The organism is Mycobacterium sp. Root135, assembly GCF_001426545.1.
Lineage (GTDB): Bacteria > Actinomycetota > Actinomycetes > Mycobacteriales > Mycobacteriaceae > Mycobacterium.
The window spans coordinates 317,316-336,162 of the sequence record NZ_LMEZ01000009.1 but is presented as its reverse complement, the minus strand read 5'-3'; the positions used below and the strand labels follow the sequence as shown (position 1 = coordinate 336,162).

The following is an 18,847-nucleotide window of genomic DNA, read 5'->3' as shown; positions in this document are numbered from 1 at the left end:
GACTTCGGCGCGTTCACCCGCGCTCACCGCGGATGAACGCGCCCAAATCTCATGTGGACTACGCGCGCAGGCGGCGCAGACCCAGGTACTGCAGGTCGGCCATCACCAACGTGTAGACGCCGCTGCCGAGCGTCAGCACCACGCCCATGGTGGTCAGCGGCCAGACACCCGCAAGCACGACGGCCACCGCAGCGACGGTGAACACGACGTTGCCCGCGACCACGAGGCGGCCCGGCGTGCGGACGTGCGTCAGTCGCGACAGCGCGTACACGGCGATTCCGTAAGTGACGAAGAAGGCGGACAGCGCGTACTCGGTCGCCGGCGTGGTGCCCGACAGCTCGGCGATGCGTGGCGCCAACGCGAGACCCGCGGCTCCGATGACGCCGGTCAGCACGGCGTCGAGCCGCATGGCGAACCTCAGGAACGCGTCCTTGGTCCCGGTGTGGGCGGTGGCGGTGATGGTGGTCATGAATCTTCCCTTCCTGGTTGAATTTTCGAAACATCCGATGGCCGGTGCGGGCCACTCGCGGTGACCTCTCGCCTCGGGCGGCCGCGCACCGGTTCTCCGCGGGGTCACGCCAGCCGGCGGACTCCGAGGTACTGCAGGTACGCCAGCCCGAGGGTGGCGGCGACGGTGGCCAGCGTCATGGCCACGCCCATCCCGGTGAGCGGCAAGACTCCGGCCGCCACGATCGCGACGACGGCTACCGCGAAGACCACGTTGGCCACGACGATGCCGATGCCGATGCGCCGCACGAAGGGCGCGGCGGCCATCACGTAGAGCGTCACGCCGTAGACGACGAGCGCGGCTCCGGCCAACCATTCAGAGGTGGCGGAGAGCCCGGAGAGTCGCGACAGCGGATCGGCCGCCATCGCGAGCAGCAGGCCAAGGGCCGCGCACAGGGTGGCGTCGGCCCGCATGGCAAAGCGCAGGAGGCTGTCAGAACTGTCGGACAGGGGTCTATGCGAGATGGTGGCGGTCATTGGGGGGCTCCTCGACGTTGAGGTTTCTGGACGCCTCCAACGATGCTCGGGAGCCACTGCCAGATCGACGCCGAACGCTGCCAAACACTGCCAACCGCAGGTCAGGACGTGTGGTCGACCGCCGTCACCCGACTGCCGCGCAGATCAGCGGCGATGACGCGGGCCGCCGCGTTCTGCCAGTTGTGCAGCGACCGCTGCGGTACCTCCGTCACGAACCACTGCCACGCCCGCTTGGCGACGGGGTCCAGCCCCGCGGCCGTCGCGTTCTGCGCGTACGCCCGCACCCCGACGACGTACGGGAAGTACAGCGAGTTGTAGTGCCGCCATTGCTCGGTCGTGCCGAACTCCCCGCCGTCACGCGGTCTCAACGCCGCGATCCGGTCGGCGAGCAGGGCCCGTAATTCGTTGGCTCGCTCCAGCGGCTGATCGGGCGCGCCGCGGCGAGCAAGCCGCTCGTCGAGGACCGGCAACGCGGTCAGCGGGCTGGCGACGAGTTTCGACAAGTCGCCGTAGTGGCCGAGCGCCCGGCGGGTCAACCGGACGAACGTCTCGTCGTCGACGCCGTCCAGCGGATTGTCCGACCGCAGCGGCAGCGCGGCCTCGGTGCGACGCAGCGCGGCCCGGTCGGCCCGCAGGGTCGGCGACCTGGAGAACGCGAGGCGGTCCAGCACGCCCGCCAACGGATCGGCCATCACGTTGATGCCGATCGCCACCGCAAGGCTGGTGAACAACAGCACCGAGAGCGCCGCATGTTCGTCGGTGACAGCCATCCCGACGAGCACCTGCCCGCCGAAGAGCACGGCGACGACGACGCTTCCCGTGAACGACCGCAACATGTCCGCCCGCAGCGCCTGACCCTCGTCGAACGAATCCCACAGCGCCACCGCGACACCGAGAAGCAGCACGTCGAAACCCGTGGACGCCAACGCCAACCAGCTCGGCACCAAGCCGAGCGGAATCACCAGGATCGCGTTGCCCAACGCGAAGAACAACGTGGCGAGGACGACCGAGCCCGTCACCGAGCGGGGCCGTCGTCCCGCGGCGAGCATCCTGGCCATCGCCCCGAGCGTCGCCAACGAGACGACGGCGAACATCACCCAGTGACCCGGGCGAAGCGGACCGTCGACCGAACCCGCCATCGACGCGCCAAGCAGGGCCAGTGCGGCGACGAGCGCTACCGCCGAGGCCTCCCCGATGCGACCACGCCACGTGTCGCCGGGACGCGTCAGCTCGAGAAGCACCGCGAACCACGCCACACCCGGCACGACGACGAGGTACACCTCGAGGTGGCTGAGCGTCCCCGCAAGCGACGAGCCGAGATGACGCACGGCGTCCAGCGCCACCACCACAGCGAAGCTGGTCAGCCCGACGGCGGCGAGCACCAGAACGGGTTTGCGCGGATCGCGGGCCAGCAGGTACAGCCCGAGCCACCAGCTCAGGCCGAACACCACTGCGGACATCGCAGCCACGGGTTCAGTCTGTCACGGGACTAGTGCCCGTAGCGGCGGTCTCGCAGCGTGTAGTCGCGCAGCGCGCGCAGGAAGTCGACGCGCCGGAAGGCCGGCCAGTGCGCCTCGGTGAACCACATCTCCGAATACGCGCTCTGCCACAGCAGGAAGCCCGACAGCCGTTGCTCGCCGGAGGTCCTGATCACCAGGTCCGGGTCGGGCTGGCCGGAGGTGTAGACGTTCTCGGAGATCGCCTCGACGGTGACCGACTCGACGAGCTGCTCGGCCGTCGCTCCGTTGGCGAGTTCCTTGCTCAGCACGGCGCGCACCGCGTCGGCGATCTCCTGGCGTCCGCCGTAACCGACGGCGACGTTGACGTGGAAGGCGCCCGCGGGTGCCGTGGCGACGGTGCCGTCCACGGCGTCGCGAAGCCGTCGCGCCGACTCCTGCCCGAGCAACTCGAGGTCGCCGACGGTGCGGACGCTCCAGCGGTTGGCGGGCGCGCAGATCTCCTCGACGACGTCGGTGATGATGCCGATCAGCGACGCCAGCTCGGCGGGGTCGCGCTGCAGGTTCTCGGTGGACAGCAGGTACACGGTCGCCATCTCGACGCCGGTCTCCTGGCACCAGCGGAGCATCTCGGCTATTTTCGCAGCGCCCATCAGGTAGCCGTAGCTGACGTCGGCGTGACCCTCGTCACGCGCCCAGCGGCGGTTTCCGTCGCACAGCACCGCGATGTGCCTTGGCAGTTGGGATTTCGATCTCGCCAACTGGTGTCGCAGCCGCGCTTCGTAGACCCGGTAGGCCGGTTCCTTGAGTCGCGGGGGAATGAGTTCCACGAGGATCAAGACTACTGTGACGATCGGGTCCACCCATGCCAGATAGCGGAGGCGACATGGCCACTTCGATCGATACGACCGACTCAGATCCGCCGTCCGTCGAGCACCACGAGGCAGAGGATCTGCCCGAAGCCGTTGCGCAGTTCTTCGGCAGGCCACGCGCTCGCGGCTGGATTCACCTCTATTCGGCGATCGTCGCCGCCGTCGCGGGCACCGCACTGGTGTCGGTGTCCTGGGCGCTGCAGGGTTCCCGCGCTGGGCTCGCCACCCTGCTCTACACGTTGACGATCGTGGCGATGTTCGCCGTCAGCGCGACGTATCACCGGGTGACGTGGGTGTCGCCGGTCAAGCGCAAGTGGATGAAGCGCCTTGACCACTCGATGATCTTCCTGTTCATCGCGGGCAGCTACACGCCGTTCGCCCTGCTGGCGTTGCCGTCCAGCCAGGGCATGATGCTGTTCTGGATCGTCTGGGCCGGTGCCCTGGCGGGCGTGCTGCTGAAGATGTGCTGGCCGTCGGCGCCGGCGTGGGTGGGCGTGCCGCTGTACCTGCTGCTCGGGTGGGTGGCCGCATTCTTCATCGTGCCGATCATGCACGGCGCGGGCGTGGCGGCGCTGGTGCTGCTGGTCGTCGGTGGAGCGCTGTACAGCGTCGGCGGGGTGCTCTACGCCCTCAAGTGGCCCAACCCATGGCCGACGACGTTTGGTCACCACGAGTTCTTCCACGCGTGCACCGCGGTGGCGGCGATCTGCCACTACATCGCGATGTGGTTCGCGGTCTTCAGCAACTAGCCCCTCGGCGATTTCGGCGCGCTCCCCCGCGGCCACCGCGGATTTGCGCGCCGAAATCCTGGGAGTGGAACCGTTCGCGGGGGTCGCACCGTCTACTAAGAATGCTGGACGACTTCCTCCGCTCTCACGACGGCGTCATCACGACGTCGCACGCCCGCATTCTGGGGATGAGCAACGACGCCGTGGAACGCCGTGCGCGCTCCGGACATTGGCGCCGATGCTCGCAAGGGGTCTACTTCGTCGACGACCGACCGTTCACCGATTCGGCGCGGATCAGGGCCGCGGTGTGGGGCCACGGCCCGCACGCAGTCGCGAGTGGACTGGCGGCCGCCTGGTGGCACGACGTGACGAAGTACGCGCCCGCCGTCGTAGAGGTGACGGTGCCCCGCAACAGCCACGGCCGACGCCACGAAGGGTCGCGCGTGCGGCGCCGCGAACTTCCGGCCAAGGACGTCGTCGAGCGGCGCGGACTCCAGGTCACTGCCCTCGAACTCACGGTGGTCGAGGCCGCCACCAGACGGGGCGGCGGACCCAAGCTGATGGACTCCGCGCTGCAACGTCACGTCGAGCTGAGTCCGCTGTGGGCGGCTCACCTTCGGAACAAGGGGCGGTATGGCGCGCCCGCTTCCCGGCGACTGCTGCAGGCGGCGGAGAGCGGAGCCCGATCCGCTGCGGAACGCCTGTTGATTCGCTTGCTCGAGGGAGCAGGCATCGAGGGCTGGATCGCCAATCATCCGGTCGCGGGATACCTCGTCGACGTCGGCTTTCCGGGGTGCTTGGTCGCCATTGAGGTGGACGGTTTGGCCTTCCATACGGATTCGGACGACTTTCACCACGACCGCAAGCGACAGAACGCCATCATCCTTGCCGGGTGGCAGGTGCTCCGCTTCACTTGGCTGGACCTGACCGAATATCCCGATCGAGTCATCGCCGAGATCCGCCGGGCGATTTTGGCGCGTTCCTCCGCGGCCACCGCGGATTAGCGCGCCGAAATCGGAAGGGGGGGTTAGAGCTGGCTGATGTTCTCCGGGCCCCAGTAGGCCTTCATCGCGGTGATGTTGCCGTCGGAGTCAAACGACATGACGCTGAGGATCTCGATGCGCATCTTCGCGCCCTCGCCGAGATCCATGGTCAGCGCCCACAGGTAGGCCGCCTCGTGCCCGAGCGCCCGCAGCGTGATGATCTCGGTCTCGGCCTTCGCGCCGATGACACCTGAGTAGAAGCCCAGGATTGCCTGACGTCCGATGTGCACCTCGCCGCCGACCGGGTCCTCCACGGTGGCGTCGTCGGTGTACAGCTGGGCGACCGCCTCGGGGTTGCCCTCGGACACCAGTTCCAGGTAGCGATTGACGGTCTGCTTGATCAGGTCGGCACTCGGCATGTGCCGCACGCTACACGGGCGTCCGGAGCGCGGCAGCGAGATGCTCGGCGGTCGTGACCGGCAGGTCGCATACGTGGCCGCGGCAGACGTAGGCGGCGTCGCGGCCACCGATCCGATCGCGGCCGCGCAGCAACGCAGACGAGTCGACCGCTCCCCCGACGACGATCGCCCCGCCGGGTGCCAGCAGGCGCGCGGCGTTCAACAGTTCGGAGTCGAGCGGGTCGCACGCCACCGCGATTTGCAGCGGTCCACGAACGGCGGCCTCCGCCACGGCGAGCCAATGACCGCCCGAGCGTGGCAGTTTGACCAGGATCGGGGTCGCCGCCGCGAGTGAGGCGCGGGCCGCCGACGCGTACCGCTCGGACCCGGTCAGATGCGCGGCGAGCTGCAGGGCCTCGGTGATGAGCGACGCCCCCGCTGGGGTGGCGCCGTCCAGCGGATCCGACGGCCGGACCATCAGTCGCTCCGCGTCGTCGGCGGTGTCGAACCAGCGTCCCTCCCGGTCGGGATCGGCGAAGTGGTCGAGCGCGACGTCGAGCAACCCGGTCGCCGCAGTCAGCCACTCCGGGTCACCGGTCACCTGGTGCAGCGTCATCAGCCCGGTGGCCAGCCCCGCGTAGTCCTCGAGGATGGCCGCGCTGTCACCGACACGGCCGCCGAGACTGGCGCGCCGAAGACGGCCGTCGACGACATGGAGTTCGAGGATGGATCGGGCGCATTGCGTTGCAGCGTCGAGGAATTCGGGACGGTCCAGCGCGACGGAGGCGTCGACGAGCGCCGTGATCGCGAAGCCGTTCCAGGCCGTCACGACCTTGTCGTCACGCGCGGGTTGCGGTCGTCCGAGCCGCGCGGCGAGCAATATCGTGCGCGCCCTCACAAAACGGGACAGTGAGTCGGGGGTGTCCCGCAGCTGCAGCACCGAGGTGCCGTGCTCGAACGTTCCGGCGTCGGTGACCCCGAAAATGTATGCCGCCCAAGCACCGTCGTCGTCGCCGAGCACCTCGCGCAGTTGCGCGGGCGTCCACGCGTACGTGAGCCCCTCCACCCCGTCGGCGTCCGCGTCGAGCGAGGAGGTGAACATTCCGCCCTCACCGAGATCGCGCACGATGAAGGCCGCCGTCTCGTCGGTGATCTTGCGCGCCATCGTTTCTCCGGAGCGGCGCGCCCAATGGGCGTACACCCGAAGCAGCAATGCGTTGTCGTAGAGCATCTTCTCGAAGTGCGGCACCACCCACGACGGGTCGACGCTGTAGCGGGCGAAGCCGCCTGCCAACTGGTCGTAGATTCCGCCCCGCGCCATCGCGTCGAGCGCCCGCTCCACCGTCGCGAGCACGCGGGGGTCACCCGTGCGCTCGTAGCTGCGCAGCAGTCCCTCCAGCAACGCCGACGGCGGAAACTTCGGGGCGCCGCCAAAGCCGCCGCGCGCCACGTCCTCGTCGGCCAGCACGGCCGCGACGGCGTGATCGCACACCGCGGGCTCCAACGCGGGACCCCCGCCGGGCAGACCGGACGCCATCGAGGCGAGCTCACCGGCGATCTCGTCTGAGGCCTGCTCCACCTCGGCGCGGCGGTGCCGCCACGTGTCGGCGACGGCGTCGAGCAGCTGCAGGAAGCCGTCCTTCGGGTAGTACGTGCCGCAGAAGAACGGCCGCCCGTCCGGCGTCAAGAAGCACGTCATGGGCCACCCACCCTGACCCGTCATCGCGACCGTCGCGGACATGTAGACCGCGTCGAGGTCGGGGCGCTCCTCGCGGTCGACCTTGATGCAGACGAAGTTGGCGTTCATGACCGCGGCCACGTCGTTGTCGGCGAACGATTCGTGCGCCATCACGTGACACCAGTGACAGGCCGCGTAACCGATCGACAGCAGGATCGGCACGTCGCGCGCAGCCGCCTCCGCGAGTGCCCCCGCAGTCCACTGTTGCCAGTGCACGGGGTTGTCGGCGTGCTGGCGAAGGTAGGGGCTGGTGGCCTCTCCGAGGGCGTTAACCGCCACCGTCTGGACGCCCACCCTTGGCCAGGCCGGGATCACCGGGCTCCACGACGGTTCCGTCGTCGACGGCTTGATCGGGTTCGGGATGTTCGGGGTCGAATGACTCCGGCAGCTTCTTGAGGTGCTTGTTCATCGACCAAACGAGGAGGAACGTACCGATCAGCAGGATCACGATGACCACCAAGCCGAACGGACTGGCCTTGCCGAAGTCGGGACCGGTGTCCCGCGGCGCGTCGTCGGCAAGCAGCCCGACGACGAGCAGAAGGCTGTCGGTCACGGCTCGATCCCGGCGAACAGGTCGTCCTCGGGCAGCGTCACGGGGATGCGGGACCGCGCCAACTCGTACTCCTCGGTCGGCCAGAGGCGCTCCTGCCACTCGATCGGAGTGGTGAAGAAGAAGCTCTTCGGGTCGATCTGCGTGGCGTGCGCCAGGAGCGCCTGGTCGCGCTGACCGAAGTACTTCGCGCATTCGACGCTGGTGGTGATCCGGCTGTCCGTGACGTCGAGCTCCGGGTCCCAGTCCTTGAGCCACTTCTCGAACGGACCCACCTGACCGTTCCTGGCGAACTCGTCCTGGAACGCCTGCATGCGCTTCCGAAGGAACCCGTGGTTGTAGTACACCTTCGTGACCGCCCACGGCTCACCCGCGTCGGGGAACAGGCGGTAGTCGGCGGCGGCCTCGTAGGCGGCCATCGACACCTGGTGGCAGCGAATGTGGTCGGGGTGCGGGTAGCCGCCGTTCTCGTCGTACGTGGTCAGCACGTGCGGCCGGAACTCGCGGATCGACCGCACCAGACGCTCGGTGGACTCCTCCAGCGGAACCAACGCGAAGCAGCCCTCGGGCAGCGGCGGAAGCGGGTCGCCCTCCGGAAGACCGGAGTCGACGAACCCGAGCCACTCGTGCTCGACGCCGAGGATCTCCGCGGCGCGCGCCATCTCGTCGATTCGGATTTCGTGGATCCGGCCGTGCACCTCGGGCAGGTCCATGGCGGGGTTCAGGATGTCGCCCCGCTCACCGCCGGTCAGCGTCACCACCTTTACGCGGACGCCCTCGTCCACGTACTTGGCCATCGTGGCGGCGCCCTTGCTCGACTCGTCGTCGGGGTGGGCGTGGACCGCCATCAAACGCAGTTCGCTCACGCTGTGCCTATCTTGATCTCTCGCCATGGTCGTCACGGTTCAACCAGTTTGGGTGCCCCTATAGTTCCAGTCCTAGTCCAACCATCCGAACTCAGACCCACGCTGACCGTCCTACGGAGGGGTGAAGCACCTCGTGATCGAGCGCCCCGCCGCCCGCTACGGGCGCCAACGGCTGGCCCGCAGCTCTCGCCGCCGGCTGGTTGCCGTGCTCTTCGTCGTCATCGTGGCGGCGGGTGTCGCGTTGGCATTCGTCGGCTACCAGCGGCTGGGCACCGCTGAGGTCAAGGGTGAACTGGGCGGCTACAAGCTGCTCGGTTCGGACACCGTCGAGATCACCATCAGCGTCACCCGTGAGGACCCGTCGCGCCCCGTGGTGTGCATCGTCCGCGCCAGGTCTGTCGACGGCGCCGAGATCGGTCGGCGCGAGGTTCTCGTGCCACCGTCGACCGCCGACACGGTGGTGGTGTCGACGATCGTCAAGGCCACCCGGCAGCCCGTCGTGGGCGACGTCTACGGCTGCGGCACCGACGTCCCCGCCTACCTCCGGGCACCCTGACGAGGTTTGGCCGACGGGGGCGTCGGGCAACCGTCCGGAGAACGCCGAACAGCCAATACATGAAAAACGGCTGTCCTGGCGGTGCTAAGATGGACCTCGTACACGGTTCCTACTGGAGCCGTGTATTGCTGCTTTAATGCGCCCTCAGCGCCTGCGATTGCGGCACACGCCGACTGATCCCGCTGACAGCGCGACACAAGGACAGGAGCGCCACGACATGACGGATACCCAGGTCACCTGGCTCACCGAAGACGCATTCGACCGGCTGAAGGCCGAGCTCGACCAGCTCATCGCGAACCGACCGATCATCGCCGCCGAGATCAACGATCGACGCGAAGAGGGCGACCTCCGCGAAAACGGCGGTTACCACCAGGCGCGTGAGGATCAGGGGCAGCAGGAAGCCCGGATTCGTCAGCTCCAGGAGCTGCTCAACAACGCCAAGGTGGGCGAGGCCCCCAAGCAGTCCGGCGTCGCGCTGCCCGGCTCGGTCGTCAAAGTCAAGTTCGCGGACGGCGACACCGAGACGTTCCTTATCGGAACCCGCCAGGAAGGCGTGACCGACGGGAAGCTCGAGGTCTACTCGCCGAAGTCGCCACTCGGTGGCGCGATCATCGACGCGAAGGTCGGCGACAAGCGCAGCTTCGTCGTGCCCAACGGCAGCACCATCGAGGTCGAGCTGATGAGCGCGGAGCCGTACCACTCCTAGCCCGCAGTCGTTCATGGCGCAGATCGCCGAAGATCTCTTTCTCCTGCTCGTCGACAACGCCACCGCCCAACCCGCGCTGGACCCCCAGCGGCGGGAACGGGCGTTGGCGGCTGCCGTCTTGCTCGACCTCGCGTTGGCATGCCGGGTTCGGCCGTCCGCCCCCGGTGACGCCGTCCAGCCGGGCCGGCTGGTGGCGCTTCGGGCAGGCCGTGCCACCGATCCCGTCGTCGAGCCGGCGTTTGCGCTGCTTCAGAAGGAGCCGCTGTCACCGTCGCGCGCCGTCGCAAAGGTGAGCAAGAACGCGCAGGACAACGTGGCACTGCACCTCGAGCGACTCGGACAGATCAGCCGCGTTCGGGTGCCGTCGTCGCGCTTCAATCCCGTGTACGCCTGGCCGCTGACCCGTCGCGAGCGGGTCGCCGCCGCCAGAACCGATCTGTTGGCGGCGCTGTTCGACCGTCGTCCGCCCACACCTGCGACGGCGGCCATCGTGACCGTGCTGCACGCCGCTGACGGACTAGGGGCACTGCTGAGCCTCAACGACCGCGGGTGGCGCTGGGTGCACTCGCGCGCCACCGAAATCGCCAGTGGCAGTTGGGTCGACGAGTATCCGACGGCGCTGCCAGAGGTCAACCTCGCCGTCACCGCCTCCGCGTTGCGCTCAGCGCTTTCCTAGGGCCTGTTCCAAGTCGCCGAGCAGGTCGGCGACGTCCTCGATGCCGACGGACAGCCGGACCAGGTCGTCGGGCACCTCGAGCTGCGAACCCGCCGTGGACGCATGGGTCATCGCGCCGGGATGCTCGATCAGCGACTCCACCCCGCCGAGAGACTCGGCGAGGATGAATATCTCTGTCCGCGCGCACAGTTGGTGCGCGGCGTCCCTTCCGCCCTTGAGCCGGGCCGACACCATGCCGCCGAAGCCGGACATCTGACGGGCCGCGACGTCGTGGTTGGGGTGGCTCGCCAAGCCCGGGTAGAGCACCGCGTCGACGGCGGCGTGCTCGGCGAGGAATTCGGCCACCCGCGCTCCGTTGGCGCTGTGTCGCTCCATCCGCAGCGACAGCGTCTTCAACCCGCGCATCGTCAGGTAGGCGTCGAACGGGCCGGGCACCGCGCCAGCGCCGTTCTGCAGGAACGCGAACGCGTCGTCGAGCTCCTCGTCGTTGGTCAGCAGTGCGCCGCCGACGACGTCGGAGTGTCCGCCGATGTACTTGGTGGTGGAGTGCAGCACGATGTCGGCGCCGAGGGCCAACGGTTGTTGCAGGGCCGGCGAGGCAAAGGTGTTGTCCACCAACACCTTCACACCGGCGTCCGACGCCAGCTGGGCGATTCCCGCAATGTCGGCGATCGACAGCAGCGGGTTGGTGGGCGTCTCCACCCACACCAGCTTGGTCGCGGGGGTGATCGCGGCGCGTACCGCGTCGAGATCGGTCAGCGCGACGGGAGTGTGCGTCACGCCCCACTGCGTGAACACCTTGTCGATCAGCCGGAACGTGCCGCCGTACGCGTCGTCGGGGATGACGACGTGGTCGCCGGGCCGCAGCACGGCGCGCAGCGTGCAGTCGGTGGCCGCCATGCCCGAGCTGAAGGCCCGCCCGAACGTGGCACCCTCTACTGCCGCCAGGCCCGCCTCGAGCGCCGCACGCGTCGGGTTGCCGGTGCGGGCGTACTCGTAGCCGCCACGGAGACCGCCGACGCCGTCCTGCGCGAAGGTGGAACTCGCGTAGATGGGCGCGTTGACCGCGCCGGTCGCCGGATCGGGCCGGTAACCGGCATGGATGGCCCTGGTCGCGGGACCGTAGGCGCGGTACGCATCTGCCTTGGAACGCTGCTCACTCATCACCGTTCAGGGTAACGGTGCCGAGTGGCGGCGAGCGCAGGTGTAGAACGAACTGCATGTCCACGACGATCGAAAGTCTCCTCGACCTCGACACGCTGCTGACGCCCGAGGACCTCGAGCTGCGCACCATGGTCCGGCAGTTCGGCGAGTCCCGCCTGCGCCCGCACATCGCCGAGTGGTTCGAGACCGGTGAGGTCCCCGTCCGCGACCTGGCCGTCGAGATCGGCAAGCTGGGACTGCTCGGCATGCACCTGGAGGGGTACGGCTGCAGCGGGTCGTCGGCCACCGCCTACGGGCTGGTGTGCCAGGAGCTGGAGGCCGTCGACAGCGGCCTTCGCAGCCTGGTGTCGGTGCAGGGCTCCCTCGCGATGTTCGCCATTCACCGCTGGGGCAGCGAGGAGCAGCGCGAGCACTGGCTCCCAGGCATGGCCGCGGGCGAACTGATCGGCTGCTTCGGGCTGACGGAACCGGACTTCGGCTCCAACCCCGGTGGCATGCGGACGACCGCGCGGCGCGACGGATCCGACTGGATCCTCAACGGGTCGAAGATGTGGATCACCAACGCCTCCATCGCCGACGTGGCGATCGTGTGGGCCCGCGCCGACGAAGGCGTCATCGGGTTCGCGGTCCCGACGACGACGCCGGGCTTCAGCGCCCGGGAGATGACCCACAAGATGTCGCTGCGGGCGTCGGTCACCTCGGAGTTCAGCCTCGACGACGTCCGCCTGCCGGATGACGCGAAACTTCCTGGCGCACGGGGCTTGTCGGGCCCGTTGGCCTGTCTGTCGGAGGCGCGGTTCGGCATCGTGTTCGGCGCGGTGGGCGCGGCAAGGGATTGCCTGGAGACGGCGTTGGACTACGTCGGCACCAGGGAGGTCTTCGACAAGCCGCTGGCCGGGTACCAGTTGACTCAAGCCAAGATCGCCGACATGGCAGTTGAATTGGGCAAGGCGCAACTGCTGGCGCTGCACCTTGGCAAGCTCAAGGACGACGGCAAGATCAAGCCCGAACAGGTCAGCTTCGGCAAGCTCAACAACGTGCGTGAGGCGATCAAGATCGCCCGTCAGTGCCGAACCCTGTTGGGCGCCAACGGAATCACGTTGGAGTATCCGGTGATCCGCCATGCCAACAACCTCGAGTCGGTGCTGACCTACGAGGGCACCTCCGAGGTGCACCAGTTGGTGATCGGCGAGGCACTGACGGGCGTCAGCGCGTTCCGCTGACCACCGTCGACGACAGCTTGTCGGCGAAGGTCTGACGCTTGCGATCCCACAGCGGCCACAGCAAGCCCAACCCAAGGGTCACGACGTCGACGACGTGGACGAGTTGGCGAATCACCGACCGCCAGAAGCCAATCGGCTGAAGCGTCATCGCGTCGAGCACCCGGATGCCCAACAGGCCCTTGCCGACGCTCGCACCCGTGCGACCCTGACGTAGGCCAAAGTTCCAAAGCGCGTAACCGAGCCCCGCCAGCCAGCAGGCGACGAAGCACCACCAACCCACCGTGGTCGCGCCCGAATCGCCACACTGCGGGCCGAGATCGCGCACTGACGGATCCCCGTCGCACAGCGGGTTTCTCGTCACCCACACCAGCGCGACGGCCAGAAGCGCCAGCGCGACGATGGGGATCCAGTCCACCACGGCCGCCGCGACCCGTCGCGGCCACGACGCAAGGCTCGACTTCTGCTCGAGATCCGGACGACTCACGGTTCGACGCTACCGAACGACGATGCCGCCTGCCCGCGCACGGCGGACAGGCGGCATCGTCGACCGGATCAGAGCGGAACGCAGACCGTCTTGATCAGCTTGTCGACCAACGACTGACGTTTCTGGTCCCACAGCGGAAACAGCACGGCGAGGAGCCAGGGGACGAAGCACACGACGTTGGCCACGATGTAGATCAGCTCGCGCACGACGGACTTGCCGAAGCCGATCGGCTGGCCCGTCTCCTCGCCGACGACCTTGAACTTCATGATGCCCTTCCCGACGCTGGAGCCCGTGTTGCCCTGCTTCAGGCCGAGATTCCAGATCAGGTAGGCCAGCGAGATCAGTTCAAGCACCCCGTATATCGCCCAGGCCACGCCTGAAGGACCGTTGCTGCCCGTGGCACAGAAGTCGCCGAGCTGGTACTCGGAATCGTCGGTGATGCAGACGGTTTCGACCTTCTGAAGGGTGACCAGGAAGATCGAGCCAATGCCCGAGAGGATCGCGACCGGAGCCCAGTCGATCAACCACGCGAGCACGCGCGTGAGCCACGGCGTGTACTGCTCGGGTCCGGTGCCGTATCCACCGCCGACCCCGTACCCACCGGGCTGCGCGTAGCCACCACCGGGAGGCGGAGGAGCGTATCCGCCGCCGGGAGGTGGGGGCGCCGGATACCCACCCTCCGGCGGCGACGGGTAGTTGCCACCGGGAGGGGTTGAGGACGGGAAGTCACCAGGAGGCGGCGATGGATTCGTCATCTCGGTCCTAACTTTCGTTGGCGTTGAGGGCAGCGTACGAGGGCACGATCCACCAGGTCGTCGTTTTGCTGCAACGCCCGAGGTTCGCTACGGGGTCAGTGGTGCGACCTGTCCGCCGGTCAGCTTCCGGTATGCGTGTACGAGGAACAGTGCGGCCACTGGAGCTGCGACCAGAAGGCCGATACCGCAGAGCAGCGCGCCGACACCGACGATGACGAGAGTGATCAGCCAGGTGAGCAGCGCCGGAACGAAGTTGCCCTTGACGATGTCGATGCTCGCCTTGATGCCGTCGATCGGCGACAACCCGCGCTCGACGATCGAGACCGTCGTGAAGAGCGTGAAGATCGTGACGATGAGACCCGGGATCACGCAGAGGAACGAGCCGATCGAGCTGGCGATGCCGACGAGCAGGCTGGCGATCAGCACGCTGCCGACGTTGCGCGGCTTGAAGAACGAGCCGATCTCGACCGGTGTCCCGTTGGCGATGTCCAGCAGGCCGCCGTAGTAGGCCGACGAGATGGCGCCGCCCACGACGAACAGCACCAGGTAGCCGAGGAGCATCGTGATGATGCTTGCCACGCCGAGGCCTGCGCTGAAGGAGTAGCTCGCTCCGCCGTCATAGGAGTCGTAGCTGCTCTCGGACGTCGGAGCCAGTGCACCCGAGGCGACGGTGATGATCCCGTAGAGCGCGCCGAGCACGAGCCCGTAGACCAGCGTCGGGACGATGAGCACGACTGCGTTCTTGCTGAACTTGTTCCATGCCCAGCCGAACGTCTCGCCGATGTCGACCCCGGAGTTACCGGCCGGCGGGTAGCCGCCGTAACCGCCCTGCGGCGGGTAGCCGCCCTGCGGCTGGCCCCAATCGCCCTGCGGCGGTGGGTAACTGCCAGGAGGAGGCGGTGCGTAGCCGCCCTGCGGCGGTGGTGGCGGCGGGTAGTTGCCCTGCGGCGGGGGTGGGTAATTGCCATGCGGCGGCGGAGGCGGCGCTCCATAACCACCCTGTGGGGGCGGAGGCGGCGCTCCGTAGCCACCCTGGGGAGGCGGCGGCGGGTAGTTGCCCTGCGGAGGTGGCGGGTAGTTGCCCTCGGGCGGGGGTGGGGGGTAATTGCCCTCGGGCGGAGGCGGGTTGGTCATGGTCGACTTACCTTTCGGCTGAACTCAGTTCGGGCTCGCTGTTCGGAACCCGTTGTGAACTAGACATACAACGAAGTAAACGGCGCGCTCGGTACATTGCGGACGACGAACCAGACGGACACCAGCACCAATGCCACGGCGGCCGCCCAGCGTCGATGCTGCCAACTATTGATGCGTCGACCGACGACACGACCGTAGGTCCAGGCGCCAAAGGCCCAGAGCAAGAACAACACCGAGACGAGCCCGAGGGCATTGAAGCGAAGTGCGCCGAGGACGTCACCGTGTAGCAGGGAGTAAATCATGCGCAGGCTTCCACATCCCGGACAGTCAATGCCCAACAACGCCTTCGTGGGACATACGGGGAGCATTCCGCCCGGTGTCAGCGGATCGCCCACCCAAACGACGCAGCACGCCAACCCGGCGACCACAGCCACCCCTAGCGGTGGACTCAGTGACGTCAGAGCCTTTGGTTGACGCGTCTCAAGCATCGGTTCGTTGGTTACGAGAACGCGTCGGCGCCGACGACCACCGTGAAGATCCCGTAGATGACACCGAAGATCACGCCAGCGATCGCGCCCCACATGGCGAACTTCTTGGCATCGTCAGCCGACTTCTGCGCCTCGGCGTAGCGGCCTTGACCCCATAGCCCAGACACCTGAGTGGCCTTGACGATCGACACGATTCCCAGTGGAAGGCAGCAGAACACCGTCACCAGGATCGCCCAGACCAAGTAGTTGTTCGGCTGCGCCATCGGGACTCCAGGCCCGGGCGGCGGATAGTTCCCGGGAGGCGGAGGCGGGTAATTGCCCGGAGGCGGCGGCGGATACTCGGTCATGAACGCCTTCCAGTGAACAGTTGCGGGGTCTGAGCGCTGTTACCCTACCCGAGAACTTGCTGAAAATGACGGCCAAAAGGCCGATCTGATTACCCGATCCATCGACCGGGTAAACCTGAAATCCTTGCCTCGGCTAACGGTTTGGCGGCGGCCTAAAGCCGCCGGTGCCAGCCTTCCTACCGGCGAGCAGTGCCGTTCGACAGGAACCCCAGCAAGTCGTGCCGCGTCAGCACGCCGACGGGCTTGCCCTCCTCGACCACCATCACGGCGTCGATTTCACGCAATGTCTTTGCGGCAGTGCTGACTAGTTCACCGGCGCCGATCAGCGGCAGGGCCGGGCTCATGTGCTGCGACACCGCGTCCGCGAGCTTCGCCCGGCCCTCGAATACCGCTGACAGCAGTTCGCGCTCGGACACGCTTCCCGCCACTTCACCTGCCATGACCGGCGGTTCCGCCCCGACGACCGGCATCTGGGAGACGCCGTACTCGCGGAGGATTCCGATGGCGTCGCGCACCGTCTCCGAAGGGTGGGTGTGGACGAGGTCGGGCAGCGCACCCGATTTGCCCCGCAACACGTCTCCGACGGTGGTGTGTTCGAGCGAGCCGTCGAGCCTGTCCCGCAGAAAACCGTAGGACGACATCCAGGTGTCGCTGAAAATCTTTGAGAGATAACCTCTTCCGCCGTCGGGCAGGAGAACCACGACGACGGCGTCCGGTCCGGCCTTCTCGGCGACCCGGATCGCGGCCACGGCGGCCATTCCGCACGACCCACCGACCAGGAGCGCTTCTTCACGGGCGAGGCGGCGCGTCATCTCGAAGGAGTCGGCGTCGGACACCGCGATGATCTCGTCGGTGACGGTGGGGTCGTAGGCCGACGGCCAGAAGTCCTCCCCCACTCCCTCGACGAGGTAGGGCCTGCCCGTTCCGCCCGAGTACACCGAGCCCTCCGGGTCAGCGCCAATGATCTTCACGGCTCCGCCGGACACCTCCTTGAGGTAGCGCCCTGCGCCGGTGATCGTGCCGCCGGTGCCGACGCCTGCGACGAAGTGGGTGATCTTCCCGTCGGTGTCGGCCCAGATCTCCGGACCCGTCGTCTCGTAGTGGCTGGCGGGGCCGTTCGGATTGGAGTACTGGTCGGGCTTCCACGCGCCGTCGATCTCGCGCACCAGACGATCCGAGACGCTGTAGTAGCTGTCCGGATGGTCGGGCGGCACCGCGGTCGGCGAGACGACGACGTCGGCGCCGTACGCGCGCAACACGTTTCGCTTGTCCTCGCTGACCTTGTCGGGGCACACGAAGATGCACTTGTAACCGCGCTGCTGCGCCACCAGGGCCAGCCCGACCCCGGTGTTGCCGGACGTCGGCTCGACGATCGTGCCGCCTGGCTTGAGCTCACCGCTCGCCTCGGCCGCGTCGATCATCTTGATCGCTATGCGGTCCTTGGAACTGCCACCCGGATTGAGGTACTCGATCTTGGCCGCTACGAGCCCGGCTCCATCCGGCACAACGGAGTTCAGCCGAACGAGAGGCGTGTTTCCGATGAGCTCACTGATATGACCCGCGATTCGCATGCGTCCATCGTGTCAGGCGCGCGTTCGGGTTACCAGGTCGCCTCTCGGATGTAGTCGCCGATCTGCTTCAGCGACCGGGTCGCTTCCTTCACACTCGGCGCCGCCAACTGGAACACGTGCATCTGACCAGGCCAGACGTGCACTTCGACCGGAACGCCCGCCGCGGCGAGCATGTGGGCGGCCTTTCTCGCGTCGTTGAGTAGAACCTCCGAGCCCGACACGTGGATCAGCGTCCTCGGCAGTCCGGTCTCGACGTGGTCGAGCGGTTCGTAGACCTCCTCGGCCTTGCCGTCGACGACGTGACGCTTAGCCGCGCGCTCGATGAAGTCGACCAGCATGTCGAAGGCCTTCGACGGGAACATCGCGTCGGAGTGCGCGTTCGGGTGGTGCGCGCGGCCCTCGTTGTCGATTTCGAACAGCGGTGACATGGTCACCATCGCCGCGGGCAACTCACCCTCGAGGTTCAGCCGCTCCGCCAGCGCCAGCGACAGGTAGCCGCCCGCCGAATCGCCCGCCAGCACGATCTGCGACGGGTCGTATCCCTTGAGCCGTAGCCACCGGTACGCGTCGTAACAGTCGTCGACGGCCTCGCCGATCGAGTGCTTGGGGATCATCCGGTAGTTGACGACCAGCGCCGGGCTGTCGGCGAACCGCGACAGTGCGGTCACCAGGCGGCCGTGCGTGTTCGCTCCGCAGGTGAGGAAGGCGCCGCCGTGCAGGTACAGGATGACGCTGCGTTTGCCGTCGGCCGGCAATACACCTGCCGCCCTGACCAGCTGAGCCGTGCAGTTCGGGAGGCCGATGGTGGCGCGAACGGTGCCGGGGGCAGGCCGCAGCACACGGGCAGCGAAGTCGACGACACCAAACGGCCAGGGCATCCGGGGTAGGTAACTGCCGACGGCCAGCGTTGGCTTGATTGTCATCATTGCGCCAAGAGCAAACAATCGCCCGGCTATGCTCGGGCCGTCTTCGACCACTTCGACCGGGGCGCCGTCGCTAACGGGGAATCGGCGGACTTTACGTGCTCTACCACCGCTTACACCGGGTCCGTACGACCTGGAAACGTCGCTTGGTGCGGTCATGATCACCACTTCCCTACGCCAATGTAGTGCCCGGTGCGGTTAATGCTTAGCCAACCCCAGGTAACTTAGCTTGACACTTGCAAAA

The 18,847-nt window shown here is 67.5% G+C and carries 22 protein-coding genes; 6 read left to right on the top strand and 16 right to left on the bottom strand.

Annotated features, from left to right (window positions below; genetic code table 11):
* Positions 1-58 precede the first annotated feature (58 nt).
* The 4 genes from ASD37_RS27325 to ASD37_RS27310 form a co-directional block, all read right to left on the bottom strand.
* Positions 59-469 (bottom strand): hypothetical protein, encoded by a 411-nt coding sequence (locus ASD37_RS27325; protein ID WP_056559217.1) that lies wholly within the window; start codon positions 467-469, stop codon positions 59-61.
* Between the two features lie 104 nt (positions 470-573).
* On the bottom strand, positions 574-984 hold the full coding sequence (locus tag ASD37_RS27320) for a hypothetical protein (RefSeq protein ID WP_056559214.1): 411 nt from the start codon (positions 982-984) through the stop codon (positions 574-576).
* A 101-nt stretch (positions 985-1,085) separates the two neighbouring features.
* On the bottom strand, positions 1,086-2,453 hold the full coding sequence (locus ASD37_RS27315) for a hypothetical protein (RefSeq protein WP_056559212.1): 1,368 nt from the start codon (positions 2,451-2,453) through the stop codon (positions 1,086-1,088).
* Between the two features lie 20 nt (positions 2,454-2,473).
* A complete protein-coding gene (locus tag ASD37_RS27310) occupies positions 2,474-3,271 on the bottom strand; it encodes a (2Z,6E)-farnesyl diphosphate synthase (RefSeq protein ID WP_082570477.1) in 798 nt (265 codons plus the stop codon).
* A gap of 56 nt (positions 3,272-3,327) precedes the next feature.
* Here ASD37_RS27310 and ASD37_RS27305 point away from each other — a divergent pair, with 56 nt between their 5' ends.
* Positions 3,328-4,062 (top strand): hemolysin III family protein, encoded by a 735-nt coding sequence (locus ASD37_RS27305; protein WP_056559209.1) that lies wholly within the window; start codon positions 3,328-3,330, stop codon positions 4,060-4,062.
* Between the two features lie 101 nt (positions 4,063-4,163).
* Positions 4,164-5,045 (top strand): DUF559 domain-containing protein, encoded by an 882-nt coding sequence (locus ASD37_RS27300; RefSeq protein ID WP_056559206.1) that lies wholly within the window; start codon positions 4,164-4,166, stop codon positions 5,043-5,045.
* A 23-nt stretch (positions 5,046-5,068) separates the two neighbouring features.
* On the opposite strand, the gene ASD37_RS27295 is transcribed toward ASD37_RS27300, so the two are convergent.
* From ASD37_RS27295 to mca, 4 genes are read right to left on the bottom strand one after another with little or no spacing between them, the layout of a single operon-like run.
* On the bottom strand, positions 5,069-5,443 hold the full coding sequence (locus ASD37_RS27295; protein WP_056559999.1) for a nuclear transport factor 2 family protein: 375 nt from the start codon (positions 5,441-5,443) through the stop codon (positions 5,069-5,071).
* A gap of 10 nt (positions 5,444-5,453) precedes the next feature.
* The gene (locus ASD37_RS27290; protein WP_156721133.1) at positions 5,454-7,439 is read right to left on the bottom strand and encodes a thioredoxin domain-containing protein; all 1,986 of its coding nucleotides are present in this window, start codon (positions 7,437-7,439) and stop codon (positions 5,454-5,456) included.
* Positions 7,429-7,713: a hypothetical protein gene (locus ASD37_RS27285; protein WP_056559200.1), complete on the bottom strand. Its 285-nt coding sequence runs from the start codon at positions 7,711-7,713 to the stop codon at positions 7,429-7,431. The genes ASD37_RS27290 and ASD37_RS27285 overlap by 11 nt, the downstream gene beginning before the upstream one ends.
* Positions 7,710-8,576, bottom strand: coding sequence for a mycothiol conjugate amidase Mca (gene mca / locus ASD37_RS27280; RefSeq protein WP_056559197.1), 867 nt, complete (start codon positions 8,574-8,576; stop codon positions 7,710-7,712). Before mca ends, ASD37_RS27285 begins: the two co-directional genes overlap by 4 nt.
* A gap of 133 nt (positions 8,577-8,709) precedes the next feature.
* Between mca and ASD37_RS27275 the strand changes: the two genes are divergently transcribed.
* From ASD37_RS27275 to ASD37_RS27265, 3 genes are all read left to right on the top strand, one after another.
* Positions 8,710-9,132, top strand: coding sequence for a DUF4307 domain-containing protein (locus tag ASD37_RS27275; RefSeq protein ID WP_056559997.1), 423 nt, complete (start codon positions 8,710-8,712; stop codon positions 9,130-9,132).
* Between the two features lie 217 nt (positions 9,133-9,349).
* Positions 9,350-9,838: a transcription elongation factor GreA gene (gene greA, locus ASD37_RS27270; protein ID WP_056559194.1), complete on the top strand. Its 489-nt coding sequence runs from the start codon at positions 9,350-9,352 to the stop codon at positions 9,836-9,838.
* Between the two features lie 13 nt (positions 9,839-9,851).
* Positions 9,852-10,514 carry a GPP34 family phosphoprotein gene (locus ASD37_RS27265; protein ID WP_056559191.1) on the top strand — a complete coding sequence of 221 codons (663 nt, stop codon included), beginning with the start codon at positions 9,852-9,854 and terminating at the stop codon, positions 10,512-10,514.
* Here ASD37_RS27265 and ASD37_RS27260 read toward each other — a convergent pair.
* A complete protein-coding gene (locus tag ASD37_RS27260) occupies positions 10,500-11,678 on the bottom strand; it encodes a cystathionine gamma-synthase (protein WP_056559188.1) in 1,179 nt (392 codons plus the stop codon). The genes ASD37_RS27265 and ASD37_RS27260 overlap by 15 nt on opposite strands.
* Positions 11,679-11,734: 56 nt before the next feature.
* On the opposite strand from ASD37_RS27260, the gene ASD37_RS27255 reads away from it, so the two are divergent.
* On the top strand, positions 11,735-12,901 hold the full coding sequence (locus tag ASD37_RS27255; protein ID WP_156721132.1) for an acyl-CoA dehydrogenase family protein: 1,167 nt from the start codon (positions 11,735-11,737) through the stop codon (positions 12,899-12,901).
* Here the strand turns inward: ASD37_RS27255 and ASD37_RS27250 are convergent.
* From ASD37_RS27250 to ASD37_RS27220, 7 genes are all read right to left on the bottom strand, one after another.
* The gene (locus tag ASD37_RS27250; RefSeq protein WP_056559185.1) at positions 12,885-13,385 is read right to left on the bottom strand and encodes an RDD family protein; all 501 of its coding nucleotides are present in this window, start codon (positions 13,383-13,385) and stop codon (positions 12,885-12,887) included. The two genes, ASD37_RS27255 and ASD37_RS27250, sit on opposite strands and share 17 nt — an antisense overlap.
* Before the next feature lie 68 nt (positions 13,386-13,453).
* A complete protein-coding gene (locus ASD37_RS27245; protein WP_056559182.1) occupies positions 13,454-14,140 on the bottom strand; it encodes an RDD family protein in 687 nt (228 codons plus the stop codon).
* An 87-nt stretch (positions 14,141-14,227) separates the two neighbouring features.
* Positions 14,228-15,274 (bottom strand): hypothetical protein, encoded by a 1,047-nt coding sequence (locus ASD37_RS27240; RefSeq protein WP_056559180.1) that lies wholly within the window; start codon positions 15,272-15,274, stop codon positions 14,228-14,230.
* A 59-nt stretch (positions 15,275-15,333) separates the two neighbouring features.
* Positions 15,334-15,762, bottom strand: coding sequence for a DUF2752 domain-containing protein (locus ASD37_RS27235; protein WP_056559176.1), 429 nt, complete (start codon positions 15,760-15,762; stop codon positions 15,334-15,336).
* Positions 15,763-15,773: 11 nt separating this feature from the next.
* Positions 15,774-16,109 (bottom strand): CD225/dispanin family protein, encoded by a 336-nt coding sequence (locus ASD37_RS27230; protein ID WP_056559171.1) that lies wholly within the window; start codon positions 16,107-16,109, stop codon positions 15,774-15,776.
* A 176-nt stretch (positions 16,110-16,285) separates the two neighbouring features.
* A complete protein-coding gene (locus tag ASD37_RS27225; protein ID WP_056559168.1) occupies positions 16,286-17,680 on the bottom strand; it encodes a cystathionine beta-synthase in 1,395 nt (464 codons plus the stop codon).
* A 29-nt stretch (positions 17,681-17,709) separates the two neighbouring features.
* Positions 17,710-18,762: an alpha/beta hydrolase gene (locus ASD37_RS27220; protein WP_056559993.1), complete on the bottom strand. Its 1,053-nt coding sequence runs from the start codon at positions 18,760-18,762 to the stop codon at positions 17,710-17,712.
* Positions 18,763-18,847 lie beyond the last annotated feature (85 nt).